19 protein-coding genes are annotated in these 16,672 nt (G+C 59.1%); 13 read left to right on the top strand and 6 right to left on the bottom strand.

Features of this window, described 5'->3' with window-relative positions:
- Positions 1–177: 177 nt before the first annotated feature.
- Entirely contained in the window at positions 178–597 is a 420-nt protein-coding gene (locus tag BPRO_RS30955) for a helix-turn-helix domain-containing protein (RefSeq protein WP_081430549.1), read from the bottom strand.
- Positions 598–804: 207 nt separating this feature from the next.
- Here BPRO_RS30955 and BPRO_RS22135 point away from each other — a divergent pair, with 207 nt between their 5' ends.
- The 3 genes from BPRO_RS22135 to BPRO_RS22125 all read left to right on the top strand — a co-directional run bounded on the left by BPRO_RS22135 (position 805) and on the right by BPRO_RS22125 (position 2,005).
- The gene (locus BPRO_RS22135) at positions 805–1,023 is read left to right on the top strand and encodes a hypothetical protein (RefSeq protein ID WP_041389016.1); all 219 of its coding nucleotides are present in this window, start codon (positions 805–807) and stop codon (positions 1,021–1,023) included.
- A gap of 12 nt (positions 1,024–1,035) precedes the next feature.
- A complete protein-coding gene (locus tag BPRO_RS22130) occupies positions 1,036–1,575 on the top strand; it encodes an HAD family hydrolase (RefSeq protein WP_011485304.1) in 540 nt (179 codons plus the stop codon).
- A gap of 109 nt (positions 1,576–1,684) precedes the next feature.
- Positions 1,685–2,005, top strand: coding sequence for a hypothetical protein (locus BPRO_RS22125; protein WP_041389015.1), 321 nt, complete (start codon positions 1,685–1,687; stop codon positions 2,003–2,005).
- 19 nt (positions 2,006–2,024) lie between these two features.
- Here the strand turns inward: BPRO_RS22125 and BPRO_RS22120 are convergent, their stop codons facing one another.
- The 5 genes from BPRO_RS22120 to BPRO_RS22100 form a co-directional block, all read right to left on the bottom strand.
- Complete coding sequence (locus tag BPRO_RS22120; protein ID WP_011485302.1) at positions 2,025–2,393, bottom strand: RidA family protein; 369 nt, start codon at positions 2,391–2,393, stop codon at positions 2,025–2,027.
- 10 nt (positions 2,394–2,403) lie between these two features.
- Positions 2,404–3,888: an FAD-dependent oxidoreductase gene (locus BPRO_RS22115; protein ID WP_011485301.1), complete on the bottom strand. Its 1,485-nt coding sequence runs from the start codon at positions 3,886–3,888 to the stop codon at positions 2,404–2,406.
- On the bottom strand, positions 3,885–4,196 hold the full coding sequence (locus BPRO_RS22110; RefSeq protein ID WP_011485300.1) for a (2Fe-2S)-binding protein: 312 nt from the start codon (positions 4,194–4,196) through the stop codon (positions 3,885–3,887). Before BPRO_RS22110 ends, BPRO_RS22115 begins: the two co-directional genes overlap by 4 nt.
- Positions 4,180–5,298: an NAD(P)/FAD-dependent oxidoreductase gene (locus tag BPRO_RS22105; protein WP_011485299.1), complete on the bottom strand. Its 1,119-nt coding sequence runs from the start codon at positions 5,296–5,298 to the stop codon at positions 4,180–4,182. Before BPRO_RS22105 ends, BPRO_RS22110 begins: the two co-directional genes overlap by 17 nt.
- 315 nt (positions 5,299–5,613) lie before the next feature.
- A complete protein-coding gene (locus tag BPRO_RS22100; RefSeq protein WP_011485298.1) occupies positions 5,614–6,672 on the bottom strand; it encodes a tripartite tricarboxylate transporter substrate binding protein in 1,059 nt (352 codons plus the stop codon).
- Between the two features lie 98 nt (positions 6,673–6,770).
- On the opposite strand from BPRO_RS22100, the gene BPRO_RS22095 reads away from it, so the two are divergent.
- The 10 genes from BPRO_RS22095 to BPRO_RS22055 all read left to right on the top strand — a co-directional run bounded on the left by BPRO_RS22095 (position 6,771) and on the right by BPRO_RS22055 (position 16,566).
- Positions 6,771–7,685, top strand: coding sequence for a LysR family transcriptional regulator (locus BPRO_RS22095; protein WP_011485297.1), 915 nt, complete (start codon positions 6,771–6,773; stop codon positions 7,683–7,685).
- A 502-nt stretch (positions 7,686–8,187) separates the two neighbouring features.
- The gene (locus BPRO_RS22090; RefSeq protein ID WP_011485296.1) at positions 8,188–9,216 is read left to right on the top strand and encodes an ABC transporter substrate-binding protein; all 1,029 of its coding nucleotides are present in this window, start codon (positions 8,188–8,190) and stop codon (positions 9,214–9,216) included.
- Between the two features lie 58 nt (positions 9,217–9,274).
- Positions 9,275–10,345 carry an ABC transporter ATP-binding protein gene (locus BPRO_RS22085; protein WP_011485295.1) on the top strand — a complete coding sequence of 357 codons (1,071 nt, stop codon included), beginning with the start codon at positions 9,275–9,277 and terminating at the stop codon, positions 10,343–10,345.
- Positions 10,338–11,210: an ABC transporter permease gene (locus BPRO_RS22080; protein ID WP_011485294.1), complete on the top strand. Its 873-nt coding sequence runs from the start codon at positions 10,338–10,340 to the stop codon at positions 11,208–11,210. The genes BPRO_RS22085 and BPRO_RS22080 overlap by 8 nt, the downstream gene beginning before the upstream one ends.
- Positions 11,211–11,218: 8 nt before the next feature.
- Positions 11,219–12,013 carry an ABC transporter permease gene (locus BPRO_RS22075; protein ID WP_041390144.1) on the top strand — a complete coding sequence of 265 codons (795 nt, stop codon included), beginning with the start codon at positions 11,219–11,221 and terminating at the stop codon, positions 12,011–12,013.
- A gap of 100 nt (positions 12,014–12,113) precedes the next feature.
- Positions 12,114–13,250, top strand: a complete 1,137-nt coding sequence (locus BPRO_RS22070) for an NAD(P)/FAD-dependent oxidoreductase (RefSeq protein ID WP_011485292.1) — start codon at positions 12,114–12,116, stop codon at positions 13,248–13,250.
- On the top strand, positions 13,240–13,596 hold the full coding sequence (locus BPRO_RS28750; protein ID WP_011485291.1) for a (2Fe-2S)-binding protein: 357 nt from the start codon (positions 13,240–13,242) through the stop codon (positions 13,594–13,596). Before BPRO_RS22070 ends, BPRO_RS28750 begins: the two co-directional genes overlap by 11 nt.
- Positions 13,586–14,962, top strand: coding sequence for an NAD(P)/FAD-dependent oxidoreductase (locus tag BPRO_RS22065; protein ID WP_011485290.1), 1,377 nt, complete (start codon positions 13,586–13,588; stop codon positions 14,960–14,962). Before BPRO_RS28750 ends, BPRO_RS22065 begins: the two co-directional genes overlap by 11 nt.
- A gap of 107 nt (positions 14,963–15,069) precedes the next feature.
- Entirely contained in the window at positions 15,070–15,438 is a 369-nt protein-coding gene (locus BPRO_RS22060) for a RidA family protein (RefSeq protein WP_011485289.1), read from the top strand.
- A complete protein-coding gene (locus BPRO_RS22055; RefSeq protein WP_011485288.1) occupies positions 15,439–16,566 on the top strand; it encodes a mandelate racemase/muconate lactonizing enzyme family protein in 1,128 nt (375 codons plus the stop codon).
- Positions 16,567–16,672: the final 106 nt, after the last annotated feature.

Genomic DNA, 16,672 nt, shown 5'->3' with positions numbered 1-16,672 from the left:
GATGGATTTTTTTAGCACGAGCTTCTCCTTCAACGCGCAGCGCGCGTTGTGTTCAGCTTTTGAGGTGAACGAAGCCTTGACTGAGGCTTCGGAGAAACTTAGTATTCAGATTACTAGTGCTGAATTGTTTGTCCTTGTACTCGGCCAATTGACCTCGCGAGGGGTTGATTGGTCGGTTTACATTTCAGATTCCTCCAATAGTTCAAGCAGTCTTTGGGTTGTGTCTTGAGTGAGCGTGTCAGCTTGCGCAACAAGACGCATAGCCACTACGCGTACGTGCGCGGGCAAGAACTCCGATATACGTACCTCGCATGCGCGCTCTTGCGTTGCGGCCCGTTCCAACGCAATGGTTTTTTCCGCACCCAAGCCGATAGCCGCCGCTATGCGTCGGACTGTATCGATAGGTGGCGGCCGTAAGCGGGAATTTTCGATGGAGGAGACGTATGACTTTGACAGCCGTGCAACTCGAGACAGCTCTGCCTGGCTGACTGCGACGTCTTCTCTGAAACTAAACAAGAGCTCACCAAACCTCCGGGCCGGAAGGTCGAATGGGGAAGGTAGTGGTCGCCGCGCCGCGGCGTTTAGTTGCGCAGTCATCACTTGAAATAATACATTACTTCATTAAAATGGTGCAATAGGTCGATATTTCACGAAATTGAATACTTTTTAGTGGTCTATTAGATATCTCATACACCACTCTGATCGCGAGGGTTTTAAGGTGGCGTACCGGCGAATCTGAAAACGTTACTCGATCTGGCCTTACTCATTGAAATTAGACCGGGATGCGCAAAAAGGAGAGCGGTGATGACCACACCGACAGAGCGAGCCCGTACTTTGCGATGGGCGGGCGAGTTCATCCAGACGCCCGTTGTCGCTGGTGATTTTTCGGAGAAATGCACGCTCCCGCTTCGCTTCCCCTGCGCAAGGGAAACCAACCTCAACCTCCAGATGGTGATCGAAAGGCACGACGTCAAAGATGGGCTCTTTCCTGGCATTGAAGTGCCCGCGAAGTTTTCGGTCTAAGGGGTTTTAGCTGTGGATCCACGACCTCTTATTGCCCTTGACGGTGACGGAGTCCTGCTGGACTACAACCTGGCCTACGCCAAGGCCTGGGAGAGAGCGACTGGCAGGTATCCCGCGGAACGAGACATCCAGGCTTACTGGGCAATGGATCGATGGGATGTCGAAAAGCTTAGCGGAGAAAAGCTGGAGCAGTTCCGGGCTTGCTTCGATGTCGATTTCTGGAGCACGATTCCGCCACTGGCCTCTGCTGTCGAAGCCTGCCATCGCTTACGCAATCAGGGTTACGACCTGGTCTGCGTGACGGCGTTAGCAGAAGATCTTGCGGATGCTCGGCTCCGGAATTTGCGCCAGCACGACTTCCCTATTGAGAGGGTGTTTGCTACCGCGCATTCCCTGGGAGGGCGCAGTCCGAAAGCCGACGTGCTGGATCGGCTGAAGCCGGTAGCCTTTGTAGATGACTATCTCCCCTACCTGGTGGGTGTGGATGGAGGCATTCACAAGGCGCTGGTTCTCCGGGGCCCAAGGGTAGTCCGAACATCGGACAGCACTTAAGTGCTGTCGACTCCATGCATGCCGATCTATCGGATTTCGTCCAGTGGTGGCTAAGCAGGCATTAAACGGGCGTGCACGCAGTCGTTTGTTATTTCACCAGGAGTATTCGATGCAACTCAACGGTATTGAAGCAGTGAGCGTAGTCCATCAGATCCGGTGCGATCGATGTGGCAAAGAAGTCCAGCGTAGCGAGCTCGGTTTCGAACAAATGACGTCCATCGGCTTCGACGCGGGCTATAACTCGATTTTTGGTGATGGGAATCGGGTCATGGGGCCGACCTGGCCCACTACGATCTCTGCGGCGAGTATCGGACTGGCTCCCACCACAAAGCCACCCACCGCCAGGGCCATCAGGATTTTGGCAACATCCGACGACAAGCAACGGTTGCGCATGGTGAGCGCTTCCTTTTGTGCTGCGGATGCTGACTGACGTGCGTATCGATCAATGGTCAGCCTGCTGCGGCGACCACGGTCATTTCCACACGCAGGCTTTCCGTTGCCAGCGCGGCTTCGACTGTGGTCCGGGCTGGTGCGCCCGCCTGCATTCCTGCGAGCCATGCTTCCCACACGACGTTCATCGCTGCGAAATCGGCGATATCGCGCAGGTAAATCGTGACCGTCAGCAGCCGGGTGCGGTCGCTACCTCCTTCTGCCAGCAAGGCATCGACGCGGGAAAGCACCTCCGTCGTCTGCGCGGAAATGTCGCCGGCCGCGCTCGGGCTGCCCTTAGCGGTCTGGCCACAAAGGTATAGGAGGCCGCCGTGCCGCACAATCTTGCTGATGCGGGCGTTCGTGTGGTGGCGCTGGATGTCTGTCATGGTGTTGTTCTTAATGCGATGATGGTTTGGCGGGTGCAGCCGGCTGGGCCAATGCGGCGAGCGAGCCCAGGCTGACGGGCTTGAGCGGCGCACGAATGCGGTAGGCGCCCACTTGTGCGGGCGTGCGGTTCAGCGCCTTGACCAGTACCTGGGTGACGGTGATGCCGCACATGCGGCCCTGGCAAGGGCCCATGCCGCAGCGGCTGAAGAACTTGGTCTGGTTAGGGCCTTCACAGCCCAGGCGCGCCATCTCCCGCACGCGGCCGGCGGTCACTTCTTCGCAGCGGCATACCACTGTCTCGTCGGCACAGTCGGTGAGCCATTCGGGCGGCCGGTAGAGCGCATCGAGGAAAGGGCGAATGCCCGTTTGCCGCGCGAGCCGGGCACGCCAGGATTGGGCCAGCTGCTGCGCCCGTGCAGTGTCCAGCTTGCCCAGCGCCACGGCCGCCCCGATGGTGGCGATGGCGCCGCTGGCTTCGGCGGCCAGCGCACCGGCAATGGCCGCACCGTCGCCGGCCATGCGAAACCCCGTCAACGAGGTCTGGCCCCACGCATCTACCTGCGGTTGCCACGCCAATTGCGCGTCGCTCCAGGCATGGTCCACGCGCAAAAGCCGGCTGATCTGGGTGTTGGGAACTACACCGTGGTGAAGGAGCGCCACGTCGGCCTCCAGCCGGTGGGCCGTGCCACCGGCGGTGAAGGACACGGCCTGCACGCGCTGGTTGACGTCCGTGTCCTCGGCCCCTTCCACGCCTTCGATGCGCACGTCTGTAGCCTGTTTGAACATGGGCACGCCCGCGCGCCGCAGCCGCCACAGCATGCGCAAGCCCTTTGCCAGCAATGCCGGCGCAGCCAGCGCGCCCAGCACATGGCGCATCGCCCGTGCACGGTTGGAAGCCGGTGATGTTTCAACGATGCCAGCGATCCGCGCACCGGCCTGCAGCAGTTGGCAAGCCACCAGCAACAGCAGCGGACCACCTCCGATCAGAATCACGCGCCCGTCGGGTACCTGCGCGGCCGTCTTGAGGGCGATCTGCGCCGCTCCGGCATTGAGCACACCTGGCAGGGTCCACCCTGGCAACGGAGAAGGGCGCTCCATGGCGCCGCTGGCCACCAACAGCTGAGGCGCCCGCACATGGAAGGACCGGCCTGACTGCTGGGCCGTCACCGTCAGATCGCGTGCCACGTCCCACACCAGCGTGTCGTGGTGTACCTCGGCGCCAGAGGCAGCGAAGCGCTGGGCCAGGGTGGCGCCGTGGCGGTAGTCCGGGCCCAGCAGACTGGCCACAGTGGGCGGTGCCACCGTCACGTTCCGGTAGATCTGGCCGCCGGCGCGTGGCTGCTCGTCGAGCACCACGCTCCGAAGGCCGCAGGCGGATGCCATCACCGCCGCGGACATGCCGGCCGGGCCGGAGCCGATGATGACGAGGTCATGGGTGAAATCTGCTCCCGCGTTGGCGTCGTCCACCTCGCTCAGCTCGTGGGGGCCATTCATGCTGCACCCCCTGCGCGCCGCGCGCCGGAGGGAAGCCGCACCTGCATGCCTTCGCGCACCTCGACGAGGCAAGACTGCACATTCTGCGAGCCATCCACTTCGACCAGGCAATCGAAACACACACCCATCAGGCACAGCGGCGCGCGCGGCGCACCGGACACGGCCGTGCGGCGAAATGGGACGACCCCTGCGCCCAGCAGGGCCATGGCCAGGGTCTGGCCTTCGCGGGCATGGACCTCGCGGCCCTCCACGCGGATGAGCACGGCTTTTTGCTGCTCTGCAGCGGGAAGATCAATTGGTTTGAACATCGAAACGCTCCGCTTTGAAACCCCGGATTTCCGCCGGTTCGGTGCCGGTTCGCATCCAATCCACCAAAGGGCCGGCATGGGCGGGCGCGAGCGTGATCCCGCTGTGGCAGGTCACAACGAAGGCGCCGGGGCATTCGGTGGAGGCCTGGTAGATGGGATAGCCGTCGGGACTCATCACCCGTAGCGCCCCCCAGGTACGCACGATGTTGACGTTGGCCAGCATCGGAAAGGTGCGCGTCGCGCGCGCGGCGATGCGCGCCAACTCGCCCAGCGTGGTGCTGTCGTCCAGGCCGACCTCTTCCTTGGAGTCGCCAATCTGCACCACACCCTCGCCCGTTTGCCGGACGTAGTGGCAGGGGTAGTGAAGAAAGGGTTGGACGCGCTCGCTCACAAGGAGTTGGCCGCGCACCGGCCGTATCGGCGCCTTCAGGCCAACTTGCGGCGCGAGCTCGCGGTTAGCCAAGCCCGCAGCCAGCACCACACGGCCCGCTGTGTAGACCTTGTTGCCAGCGTGCACACGGAACTCGCCACCACGACGTTCGACACGATCGACATTCACGCCGGAGACCAACTGGCCTCCGCGGACCCCGAAGCCTTGAACCAAAGCGCGAAGTGTCCGCAATGGGCTGACATGCCCGTCCAACGGGCAATAGATCGCGCCAACCACGTCTGGGCCTATTTCCGGCGTCAGCTTGCGCAGACCGTCAGCATCCAGTCGCTCATACGGGTAGACGATGCCGAGCTCCTTGCCGAGTGCGTTCAGCTTTTCGCTGGACGCAGCCAGCACCTTCTCATCGAAACTCATGCTCAGCCCTCCGGGCTGGCGCAGCTCAACGTCGACCCCGGTCAGCTCTTGCAGCTCGGTGGCCAAGGACTGCCATGTGCGTGCCGCTTGCATCGTCCAGCGCGCATAAGCAGGACGGCCAAGACCCTTGTTCTGCACCCAGATCAGGCCGAAATTGCCGCGTGATGCGCGAAAGGCGTCGTCGCTGCCATCGAGCACGCACACGGCCTCACCGGCGCGGGCGAATCCATAAGCGATGGACATGCCCACCACGCCGCCGCCCACCACGAGGGTGTCGATGTGACGATGGCCAGTCATCGGTCTTCCCCCGCGTGAGATAAAAAAGAGTCGCCATGAGGAAGGCGCGGTAGCAGCGGGGTCACGGCAGCCAGCAGGTGGGCTTGCGTGAGGACTGCAAGCGCGTACGCCCAAGGCAAGACAGTGAAAGTAGACATGATTGGATTCTTCTGAACAACTTCGAAAGGTCTAACGGCGACAAGTCAGCCGCAGTTGCCGCTGACGAGATCGGCTCGACTTCGTCCGGCATAGGAAGGCGCTCTAGAACGTTTAGGCGCTCTTAGAAAAAACGGCCTGGATCCTTGAGTGATCCAGGCCATGTTCCTTACGGCGAGATCACTCGGCCTTGATGTTGCGTTCGCGAATGATCTTCTCAAACTTCTCCGCTTCGCTGCGGATGAACTTCGCCACATCGTTCGACGCCATCTTCGTTTCCGGTTCGATTCCAAGTTTGATCAACTTCTCTCGAAAGTCGGGAGAGGCAACGATGTCGCGGATGGCGGTGTTGAGCCGGAAGACGATCGCTGGCGGGGTTCCGGCAGCAACCTGAATGGACTCCCAAGCGACCAGTTCGAATCCGGGCACGCCAGACTCGGCAATCGTCGGGACATCCGGAACGGCAGAGACCCGTTTGCTGCTGGACACTGCGATCGCTCGCAGCTTTCCTTCCTTGACCAGACTAAGCGAGGACGCAACGGTCGGCATCATCATGGTGACTTGGCCACCGATCACGTCGACGATAGCTGGCCCGGTGCCTTTGTAAGGCACGTGAATCATGTTCGTCTTGGTCATGGAGAGCAGTAGCTCAGAGGCCAGGTGTCCCGCACTGCCGGCGCCGTAGCTCGCATAGGCCAGCTTCCCTGGCTGAGCTTTCGCCAGCGAAACCAGTTCCCCAACAGATTTCACGGGAACTTGATTGGGAGTGACGAGCCACAAAGGGATGACGCCGAGCAGCGCAACTGGAGTGAAGTCCTTGTAGATGTTGTAGTTGAGCTTTTGCAGCGCCGGGTTAATTGCGAATGACGACGACACCGAGAAAAGGGTGTAGCCATCAGCAGGCTGGCTGCGAACGTATTGGGTTGCGATGACGGTGTTCGCGCCGGCCTTGTTTTCCACCACGACCGGTTGCCCGAGCTTTTCGCTGAGCGCAGTGGCGAGCAATCGTGCCGTCGCGTCTGAAGATCCGCCGGGTGGGAATCCGACAATCAATTTGATGGGGCGATTCGGGTAAGCCTGTGCCTGTACGCAGGTGGCCCCAAAAACGGTGCTGAAGGCGAGCGCCGCCATTGCAGCTGTTCGGCCCACTTTTCGCGTTCCGGCGGTGCGCATGGCGCCGAGTGCGGTGGCGACCAAAGCCGGGAAGCTTGCGAAAGGCATATGTTGGATAGGGGGCATGAACGTCTCCTTTTAAGTCTGTTGCAGGTGTATGCATCGAATCGTATGCCGCTCTTCCCCAACAAACAATTTGAAAGTTCGCCATACCTTATGCTCAAATGCTATATATGAAACCTACCTTGAATCTTCGGCAAGTCGAATCGTTCTATTCGGTTATGCGCACGGGCACCGTCGTAGCGGCAGCGCGCCACATGAACGTCACCCAGCCGGTGGTCAGTCGCGCCATCAGCCTACTGGAAGCACGTATCGGATACAAGCTCTTCGAACGTAAGGGGCGCAAGCTGGTCGCAACGCCTGAAGGCCATGCGTTCTACCGGGAAGCCGAGCCGATCTATGGCAGCTTGGACCGACTCGCGCAGGTAGCCCAGGACATCCGTTTTCAGCGCGCAGGGGAACTGCGTATCGCGACCCTGCCCTCACTGTCTCAATCGCTGCTGCCCCGCGTGACTACGAGGTTCCTGTCGTCGCGACCAAACGTTTCTGTGTTCGTGCAAAGTCTGCCGTCGCGGCAGGTCGCCGACCTGGTGGCCACACGTCAATTTGATATCGGCCTCATTGAGCTGCCCATGGCGCGTCCGTCGATCTCCGTTGAGCCGCTGGCGCCAGCACGGTCGGTGGCCGTCATCCCGGCCGGCCATCGGCTGGCAAGCAAGAAGCAGATCTCGGTGAAGGACTTGGCCGGCGAGCGGATGGTCCTGCTGTCTCAGCACAGCTTCCTGCGCTATCAAATCGACGACGCTTTTTCTAAGCTGGGAGTGGCTCCGCACGTTGTCCTGGAAACGCCACACTCCAACATCGCGTGCGCATTCGCAGCTGCCGGAGCAGGGATCACACTAGTGTCCCATTGGGCTGCGGAATCCTTTTCGGGGCCGAACGTCGTTGTGCGGCCAGTCAAGGAAGAACTTACATCGCGATCGGCCATTATCTTTCCTTACCCTGGCGCCAGACTAATGCTGGCTGAGGCCTTCGTAAAGGACCTTAAAGAGGAAATCCGTCAGTTCAAACAGCGATGAATTGTCAGGAGCGGCATCGTTACTCTCCAATTTGGCGATAGACACCGCATACCACTGTTCCGATTTGAGTAAGAGGAAACAGAGATGGGTAAAAGAAAGGCGCGCCCCTTGGAAATCATGTCTTCAATTACGTAGCCATCTAGTAGCCCCTGCACGTCATTCAAGTGAAGCAGCTATACGCGCTCGTGAACCAAGTGGTTTCGGATAGGAATAGTTCGTCTCTACCAACACCTAGCGTCTCACAATGCTCTCGTGAGAAGAATGCGAAGCGCTGCGGGAGGCATGAACTCGTTCAGTGCTTCTGCGAAGCATAGGGTTTTCCCTCCTATATCGCCATTGAATAGGGCGGCCCTTTATATCTATTTGACCTGATATAGACCCCATCGCTACAGTAACTAAGCACTACACGTTGTGAACTGGTTGATGGCTTAGAACCCAGCGTGAGGCTACTTTCCCCGCCAGCCCTGGTAGGGACCCACAAATTCTATAAAGCGGTGAAATGATGAGACAAATTAAAGCATTCTGTTTTGCTCTTGCATTAATTGGCGCGGGCCATTCGGTGGCGCAACAGCCCACCCTTTATGTGGGTGGTCCTGGTGGCAGTGCGCAAAAGCTATTCCAAGAAAGAATCATTCCTGCCTTTGAGGCCACCCACAAAGTCAAGATCACCTATGTTCCTGGTATATCCAGCGAACTGGTCGCCAAGTTGCAAGCCCAACGTGGCAAGCAGGAGATGAATGTGGTCATAGTTGACGACGGTCCGATGTACCAGGCCATCCAGTATGGTTACTGCCAACCTCTTACAAACGCTCCCGTCTATTCCGACGTTTACGAAACGGCCCGTTTTGGTGGTAACGCCATCGGTGTGGGCTTGGTCGCCACGGGTATCGCCTACAACAAAGAGGCGTTCGCGAAAAAAGGCTGGAAGGCGCCGGTGTCATGGCAAGACCTGACCGACCCAAAGTACAACCAGCGCTTCACGACATCGTCATTGTCTGGCACCTACGGCGTTCACACCTTGGTTATGTTTGCGCGCGCGAACGGCGGAAGTGAAAAAAATATCGAGCCCGGTTTTGACGTCATTGGAAAAAAACTGGCCCCCAATGTGTTGAGCTGGTCTTCATCGCCGGCCAAGCTCGCCGAGATGTTCCAGAATCGCGATGTGGACGTGGCGATCTGGGGTAGTAGTCGCGTATATGCATTGAAAAAGACCGGCTTCCCGATCGAGTTCGTTTATCCGAAGGAGGGGGCTGCAGCCCTGGTGCTGGCGGCCTGCCCGGTCGTGCAAAACAGTGCGCCGGAACAGTCTCAGGCCTTCGTGCAGCACCTGGTTTCACCGCAAGTGCAGCAATGGCTAGCTGAAGAGGGCTTTGGCCCCACCAATAGCAAAACCAAGCTCGAGGGAGAAATTGCCAAAAACGTGCCGTACGGGCCGGACTTCATCAAGAAGCTTGCCAAGGTCGACTGGGATGTCGTGAACCAGAAGCGCGCCGAATGGACCAACCGCTGGAACCGCACCATAGAACGTTGATCCTTTTGTACCCGCTTTTATTCCCTTTCTGGAGGGGGACCCTGTCCCCACATGTCCCATGAGCTTTTTATCACTCCGAGCTTTGTCCAAGACGTACGGCGGCGACTCGCACGTCGTACGCGAGTTGAATCTGGACGTCGAGCGCGGCGAATTCATTTCTTTACTTGGCCCATCAGGGTGCGGCAAGACAACGACCCTGCAAATGGTCGCCGGGTTTGTGGTTTCAACTTCAGGCCGCGTCCATCTGAATGGCAAAGACATCACCGAGGTTCGCCCCGAAAAGCGGGACATGGGTTTGGTGTTCCAGAGCTACGCGCTGTTTCCCCATATGACCGTCGCCGAGAACATCGGCTTCGGCCTGGAAATGCGAAAGCTCGCTCGCCCGCAGGCGGCCAGCCGTATTGAGGAATCCTTGGAGCTGGTCCGACTGGGTGGCCTCGGCAAGCGATATCCGCGTGAACTTTCGGGCGGTCAACGTCAGCGAGTCGCGATTGCCCGCGCCCTGGCGATACGTCCCCAGGTGCTGTTGCTGGACGAGCCCATGTCCAATCTGGATGCCAAGCTGCGCGGCGAAATGCATGTTGAGCTGCGTGGCCTTCAGCGGCAGCTCGGCATCACAACCATTCTCGTGACGCACGACCAAGTCGAAGCCATGACGATGAGCGACCGTATCGCCGTGATGAGCGAGGGCAAGATCGCACAGCTCGGGACACCTTTCGAGGTGTATGACCGACCGGCCTCCGGCTTTGCATCCAGCTTCCTGGGCCAAACCAATGTCATTCCGGGCCGGGTTACTGAAATGCGCGAACACTGCGCGATCGTTCAGGCAGGCCCCTGCACCATGCGAATCCCGCACGCAGGAACCAATATCAGTGGGGAGGTCGGCGTTTACATCCGGCCAGAGCGCTTGCGTTTGGCTGCAGCAGGGCAAGGCAACCTGCCAGGCAAGGTGACCACCCGGCTTTTTCTTGGCAACCATTGGCTCTACGAAATCGAAAGCGTACTGGGTACGCTGCGTCTGACATCGACAAATCTGGGCGACCACCTTCCCGGAGAAGGCGAGAACATCGGCCTGGTCTGGCGCGATGACGACCTGCGTGCCATCCCCAGCGAGCGTGCCCATGGCTGATGCCCTGTCACCCCGTCCCAGTGCACCCTGGGTACTGTCCTCGCCTGCGCTCCTGCTGTTTGTAGGCATCTTGTTGGTGCCCCTGGCGCTGACCGCAGTGCTGTCGTTCAATGCTTTCGACGGCATGCGCGGCATTCAGCCCAATTACACCCTGGCCAACTATGCGGAAATACTCACAGACAGCTATTACCACCAGATATTCGTCCGAACCGGCCTCATGGCCTTGGGTGTCACGGCGCTGTGTGTGCTGCTTGGCGTGCCGGAAACGCTCATCCTGGCTCGCATGCAGGCGCCCTGGCGTGGTCTATTCCTTGTCGTCATCCTCGGGCCGCTTCTGATATCGGTGGTCGTACGCACACTTGGCTGGTCGATTCTGCTGGGCAGCCAAGGCATGATCAATAATGCCCTGCAAAGCCTTGGCGTCATCGACGGACCCATACGTTTTCTCTTTTCGATGTTGGGTGTCGTGATTGCTTTGACGCACGTGTTTGTGCCCTTCATGGTCATTGCAGTATGGAGTGCGCTGCAAAAGCTGGATCCGCAGGTAGAACACGCCGGTCGATCCTTAGGGGCAACGCCGTCGACTTCGTTTTTGCGTATCGTGTTTCCGCAATTGCTGCCTGGCGTGCTTTCGGGAAGCATCATTGTTTTTGCACTCGCCGCCTCGGCCTTTGCCACGCCATCGATTATTGGCGGCCGTCGTGTCAAGGTGGTCGCCACGGCCACCTACGACGAGTTCCTCAACTCGATGAACTGGCCGCTGGGGGCGGCTATCGCAGTGCTACTTCTTTTGGCCAATGTCGTCATTATTGTGGGTTGCAACCGCATGCTTGAGCGCCGCTTTAAACAGGTATTCGCATCATGAAAGGCGAGATCGGAAGAAACGGCTGGCTGGCCTTGCTGTATCACGCGTGCTTTGTGATTTTTATCGTCGCGCCGCTCATCGTGGTGGCGTTGGTCTCGTTCACCGACAAAGACTATATTTCGTTGCCGTTTGATGGCGCGTCGCTGCGGTGGTTTGAGGCGATTTTGAATACCCCGGACATCATCGACGCATTCTGGTTGTCCGTTTGGTTAGGGCTTGGCTCGGCCACGATTGCTGCAGCGTTGGCGTTGCCTGGCGCGATCGCCATTGCCCGCCATCGCTTCCGCGGACGCGAGACACTGATGGCATTCCTCATGTCGCCGCTAATGATCCCGCACATCGTGATGGGTGTGGCGTTTCTGCGGTTCTTCTCGCTGACCGGCTGGAGTGGCTCAGTCATCGCCTTGATGCTGACACACGCGGTGATTGTGCTTCCCTATTCACTGCGGTTAACCCTCGCAGCCCTGATCGGTATGGATCGCGACGCGGAGATGGCTGCGATGTCGCTAGGCGCGTCCCGCCTGACCACATTCAGGCGCGTTCTATTGCCGCTCATCATGCCTGGCGTAGCAGGTGGCTGGATGCTGGCTTTCATACAGAGCTTTGACGAAGTCACCATGACGATCTTTGTTGCCACACCGGGAACGACCACGCTGCCAGTCGCCATTTACCACCGCATCTCGCAGATCACCGATCCGCTCGTCGCATCAATATCTACCGTGCTGATTGTCGGCACCTTGATCCTGATGGTCTTGCTGGACCGGGTGGTTGGACTAGACCGTGTGCTGATCGGCAAGAAGTAACCCTTTCTCTTTAACAGAAACATTAACAGGCCAAGCCTGTGAAGGACGGCGCTCGTCCCGACGAACGCCAAAGCCCCACATCGCAGGCAAGGAGAACATCATGCAAACACAAGAATTGGTAGTGATTGGCGGGGGCTTGGTCGGCGCTGCCATCGCCTACGGGGCCGCCCGGGCCGGCGCCCCCGTGACCCTGCTTGACCAAGGCGATATCGCACATCGCGCCTCACGCGGAAATTTTGGTCTGGTGTGGGTGCAGAGCAAAGGCGACAAGGTGCCGCGCTATGCGCGCTGGAGCCGTGACGCTCTGACATTTTGGCCCGCGCTGGCCAAAGAGTTGCTCGAACTCACCGGTGTTGACGTAGCCCTGCACCAGCCCGGAGGCTTCTGGATTGGTTTTAGCGAAGCCGAGATGCAGGCGCGTGAGGCCATGCTGGAACGAATCAATAGCTCAGTAGGGGGCATTCCCTATGAAATGCTCGACCACGCCGCGCTCAAGGCGCGCCTTCCGGCCATTGGTCCTACGGTCGCGGGAGGCAGCTACTGCCCGCTAGACGGTCATGCTAATCCGCTCATGCTCTTGCACGCCCTCCATGCCGGCCTTAAGGCACGCGGTGCGCGAGTGGTCTCTAGTGTTGATGTCGCGCAAATCACATACCAGGAGAAAGGCACTGGCTTTGAAATCAAGAGCAAGGACGGAAAGAGCTGGCACGCCCCGCGCGTTGTACTCGCCGCTGGCTTGGGCAACAACGAACTCGCTCCTCAGGTCGGCCTGCATGCACCGGTTTTGCCGAACAGAGGGCAAGTTCTCATTACCGAAAGGCTCAAGCCTTTTTTGCCCTATCCCACCAACAAGGCAAGGCAAACCAACGAAGGCAGTGTCCAGTTGGGTTATTCGGTCGAAGACGTCGGACTGGATGACAGCACCACAGTCTCTGCCGTTGAATGGATCGCCAAACGCGCGGTGACTACCTTTCCCATTCTTTCCAGCGTGCGCCTCGTCCGCGCCTGGGGTGCCTTGCGGGTACTGACACCGGATGGCCTGCCGATCTACCAAGAGTCGGTGTCGTGTCCAGGCGCATTCGTGGCGACCAGTCATAGCGGCGTATCGCTAGCGGCCGCCCATGCTCACGTGATTGGACCTTGGGTGGCCGGGCTGGGTGCCGCGCCTGATGCCTTCGAAGTATTTGCAGGGGAACGATTTCTGGACCCCAACCGGAGCTTTTCAAATGCACACTAAAACCACTTCTCCTTGCCCTGCGCTATTTACATCGAACGGGGATTCCCCTTCAGACCCGGTCACGCTGCGATTCGATGACCGCACGATTACCGCTCCCGCGGGTGTCAGTATTGCCGCAGCCTTGCTGCTAAACGGGGTAGGGCCGTTCCGCACTACTCCAGTCACCTCGGCTCCGCGAGCAGCCTATTGCATGATGGGCGTGTGTTTCGACTGCCTGGTCGAAGTGGACGGCATGCCCAGCCGCCAAGCCTGTCTGATCCCTGTTCGTGAGGGAATGATTGTCAGACGGCAACAAGGTGCGTCTGCCCTGGAAATTTCCACGGAAGGAGAAAACCATGGACGCTAATGTCGTTGATCTTGTCATCGTGGGCGCGGGCCCGGCCGGATTGGCCGCAGCGTGTGAAGCGCGTAGATGGGGGCTGAGCGTGGCCCTGCTGGATGAGCAAATCGCGTCAGGCGGACAGATCTACCGCGCTGTAGACGCTGCCAGCAAAAAAAGAAAGTCGGTGCTCGGTGAAGACTACGCTGCAGGGACCGAGTTGACCCGCGCATTCGCCAAAAGCGGCGCTCAGCATATCGCGGGTGCCGCGGTGTGGAATGTTGGCCGCGACCTGAAGGTGAACTATGTTCGCCAAGGCGCCAATCAAGTTCTGCAAGCGCGCAACATTATTCTGGCCAGCGGTGCGATGGAGCGGCCGTTCCCTATACCCGGTTGGACGCTGCCTGGAGTTATGGGCGCGGGTGCAGCGCAGATTTTGTACAAGAGTGCTGGCGCGTTACCGAGCGAGCCGGTCGTGCTGGCAGGATGCGGCCCCTTGCTCTATCTCCTGGCTAGCCAGTATCTGCAGGCAGGGGTGAAACTGAAGGCGGTGGTGCACACCACCCAGCGCGGTGATTATTTGAGGGCAGTGGCCCACATCGGAGGCGCACTACGCGGATGGCGCGATCTGCGCAAAGGCATGCGCATGCTTAGCCATCTGCGCCAGCATGGGGTCCCAGTCTATGCAGGTGCGAAAGCCCTTTCGATCCAGGGCACTGACCACGCTGAAGCGATGTGCTTCACCCATAAAGGTCGGTCCCACCGCATCGAATCATCGCTCGTGCTTTTGCATCAAGGGGTGGTGCCTAACACTCAGCTTAGCTGGTCGCTCAGGGCCAAGCACCATTGGAGTGAGGCCCAGTTGTGCTGGGAACCGGAAACAGACGAGTACGGCCAGATCGAAGAAAGCGGCATTTATATCGCAGGCGATAGCCGCGGGATTGTGGGCGCCAAGGCTTCGGCTTCGCAAGGGCGGCTGGCAGCTGTCGCGGTTGCCGGCAGGCTTGGCCATCTTGAAGGGGCCGACCGCGATGATCGCGAAAATGCCGTGCGAAAAGAGTTGCGAAATCAGCTGCACATCAGGCCATTCCTTGATGCACTCTATCGCCCGCCGGAGGTGCAGCGTATCCCGCAGGAAGACTCCGTCATCGTTTGTCGCTGTGAAGAGGTCACTGCGGGCCAGATCAGAAAGTATGTCGAACTCGGCTGCCAGGGCCCCAACCAGACCAAGGCGTTTGGGCGATGTGGGATGGGGCCTTGCCAGGGACGGCTGTGTGGCTTGACTGTTACTGAGCTCATTGCTGATAGCCGTGGCCTGCCTCCGCAGGAAGTGGGGTACTACCGTATTCGGCCTCCCGTCAAGCCAGTGACGATAGGTGAGTTGGCCGGCTAGCCGTTTAGAAAAGGAGGGCGTCCGACATAGGGGTGCCACCTTGCGAAGCAAGTAGAACCACGCAGTGACCTGCGTGGGATTTTTTAACTCAAACAAAGGAGATTCAGATGAGCGACATCACACGCATTGCCACCGATCAGCGCCGTAGCCGTACCGTGGTTTACAACGGCATGGTTTTTGTAGGCGGCATGACGGCCGACGACCGCAGCCAGGATATTCGTGGCCAGACCCGCCAGACCCTGGCAAAGATTGAGAAGTTTCTTGCCGAGGTCGGCACAGATAAGAGCCGCCTACTCACCGCACAGATCTGGATCAAGGACCTCAAGAACGATTTCGCAGGCATGAATGAAGTCTGGGATGCATGGACAGCGCCCGGCGCCGCTTCCACGCGTGCCACTGCCCAGTGCGAGCTGGGTGCACCGGACGTACTGGTAGAGATCATCGTAACGGCCGCAGCAGGAAAAGGTTCTGCATAAATGAAGATCGCAGATATCCGTTGGTATGTGGTTCCCACGCCCTTCAAGGACTTCACGATGGTCGTTGTCGAAACAGACGACGGCATCACCGGTGTCGGCGAGGCCACCCTCGATTACCGATCCGGCCAGGTGTGCGCAGGCATCGACGCTGCTGCCCAATACCTCAAAGGCCGCAGTGCCATTGGTGTCGAGCGAATTTGGGCAGATCTTCACGACCGGATCTTCTGGCGCGGGGGGCCAGCCGATCTGGCCGCCCTCAGCGCTATAGATCAGGCACTGTGGGACATTGCCGGAAAATCAGCCGGTCTACCAGTTCATCAGCTTTTAGGTGGGCCTTACCGGATGCGCGTGCGTGCATATCTGAATCAATGGTGGCGCGACATCGCTAAGGGCGCGGACCTTGTCGACCTCGCTCGGATTGCTGTCTCAGAAGGGGCAACGGCATTGAAGTGGTATCCCTTCCGCTTCCTTCCGCAGCATGAGCAGAACTGGGCCGTGAGGCCTATTGAAGTTCAACGAGCCGTCGACGAGGTTGCGGCTGTGCGTGCGGTAGTTGGCCCCAACATCGATCTGATGGTGGACTTATGGCGACGGCTTGACCGAGCGGCCGCGGCGCAGTTTTGTATGCAGGTGGCTCCATATAACCTGCTTTTTGTCGAAGAACCGGTGATGGCTGAGAACCTCGAGGTGCTCTCTGGCTTGGCGCGGCAGTCTCCCGTTCGTCTTGCGACAGGTGAGCGGCTCGCGGGAAGACAGGAGTTTCGCGCGGTGATTGAACGCCAGGCAGTGGGAATTGTGCAGCCTTCCGTTATTCGTGTTGGTGGCATCACCGAGATGCGAAAAATTGCCGTGTTGGCTGAGATTTATGGAATAGGTGTTGCGCCCCATAACCCGGTAGGCCCCATCGCCACAGCTGCGAGCGTGCAGGTGTGCGCGGCTATTCCCAACGCGGTGATGCTCGAAACCTATGCCAACGGCGTGCCGGCTGTTAGAGATGAATTCATGTCGGTCAACTTGCTGCTGGATGGTGACGGCTTTAATGTCGGCACGCGGCCTGGTTTGGGCGTTGAGGTAGATGAAAAGGCCCTGAAGCGATTGGCAACTACCAGCGGGTCCGCCCGGCCCTGAAATCCAAGGGCCAGCCGTGTGGTGTAGCGACCTGCGGTTTCCCGGCTCCTCTTGATATTCATCCAATTAGGCGATTAAATTGCCTGTTGCACGTTACAAGGAGCCT

The sequence above is a fragment of the Polaromonas sp. JS666 genome, assembly GCF_000013865.1.
Lineage (GTDB): Bacteria > Pseudomonadota > Gammaproteobacteria > Burkholderiales > Burkholderiaceae_C > Polaromonas.
Note: the sequence above shows the minus strand (reverse complement) of the source record. Positions and strands in the feature narration are given on the sequence as shown.

Coding starts and splice junctions, on each gene's coding strand:
- BPRO_RS30955 (WP_081430549.1), bottom strand. CDS start 597: ATGACTGCGCAACTAAACGCCGCGGCGCGGCGACCACTACCTTCCCCA.
- BPRO_RS22135 (WP_041389016.1), top strand. CDS start 805: ATGACCACACCGACAGAGCGAGCCCGTACTTTGCGATGGGCGGGCGAG.
- BPRO_RS22125 (WP_041389015.1), top strand. CDS start 1,685: ATGCAACTCAACGGTATTGAAGCAGTGAGCGTAGTCCATCAGATCCGG.
- BPRO_RS22120 (WP_011485302.1), bottom strand. CDS start 2,393: ATGACAGACATCCAGCGCCACCACACGAACGCCCGCATCAGCAAGATT.
- BPRO_RS22115 (WP_011485301.1), bottom strand. CDS start 3,888: ATGAATGGCCCCCACGAGCTGAGCGAGGTGGACGACGCCAACGCGGGA.
- BPRO_RS22110 (WP_011485300.1), bottom strand. CDS start 4,196: ATGTTCAAACCAATTGATCTTCCCGCTGCAGAGCAGCAAAAAGCCGTG.
- BPRO_RS22105 (WP_011485299.1), bottom strand. CDS start 5,298: ATGACTGGCCATCGTCACATCGACACCCTCGTGGTGGGCGGCGGCGTG.
- BPRO_RS22100 (WP_011485298.1), bottom strand. CDS start 6,672: ATGCCCCCTATCCAACATATGCCTTTCGCAAGCTTCCCGGCTTTGGTC.
- BPRO_RS22095 (WP_011485297.1), top strand. CDS start 6,771: ATGCTATATATGAAACCTACCTTGAATCTTCGGCAAGTCGAATCGTTC.
- BPRO_RS22090 (WP_011485296.1), top strand. CDS start 8,188: ATGAGACAAATTAAAGCATTCTGTTTTGCTCTTGCATTAATTGGCGCG.
- BPRO_RS22085 (WP_011485295.1), top strand. CDS start 9,275: ATGAGCTTTTTATCACTCCGAGCTTTGTCCAAGACGTACGGCGGCGAC.
- BPRO_RS22080 (WP_011485294.1), top strand. CDS start 10,338: ATGGCTGATGCCCTGTCACCCCGTCCCAGTGCACCCTGGGTACTGTCC.
- BPRO_RS22070 (WP_011485292.1), top strand. CDS start 12,114: ATGCAAACACAAGAATTGGTAGTGATTGGCGGGGGCTTGGTCGGCGCT.
- BPRO_RS28750 (WP_011485291.1), top strand. CDS start 13,240: ATGCACACTAAAACCACTTCTCCTTGCCCTGCGCTATTTACATCGAAC.
- BPRO_RS22065 (WP_011485290.1), top strand. CDS start 13,586: ATGGACGCTAATGTCGTTGATCTTGTCATCGTGGGCGCGGGCCCGGCC.
- BPRO_RS22060 (WP_011485289.1), top strand. CDS start 15,070: ATGAGCGACATCACACGCATTGCCACCGATCAGCGCCGTAGCCGTACC.
- BPRO_RS22055 (WP_011485288.1), top strand. CDS start 15,439: ATGAAGATCGCAGATATCCGTTGGTATGTGGTTCCCACGCCCTTCAAG.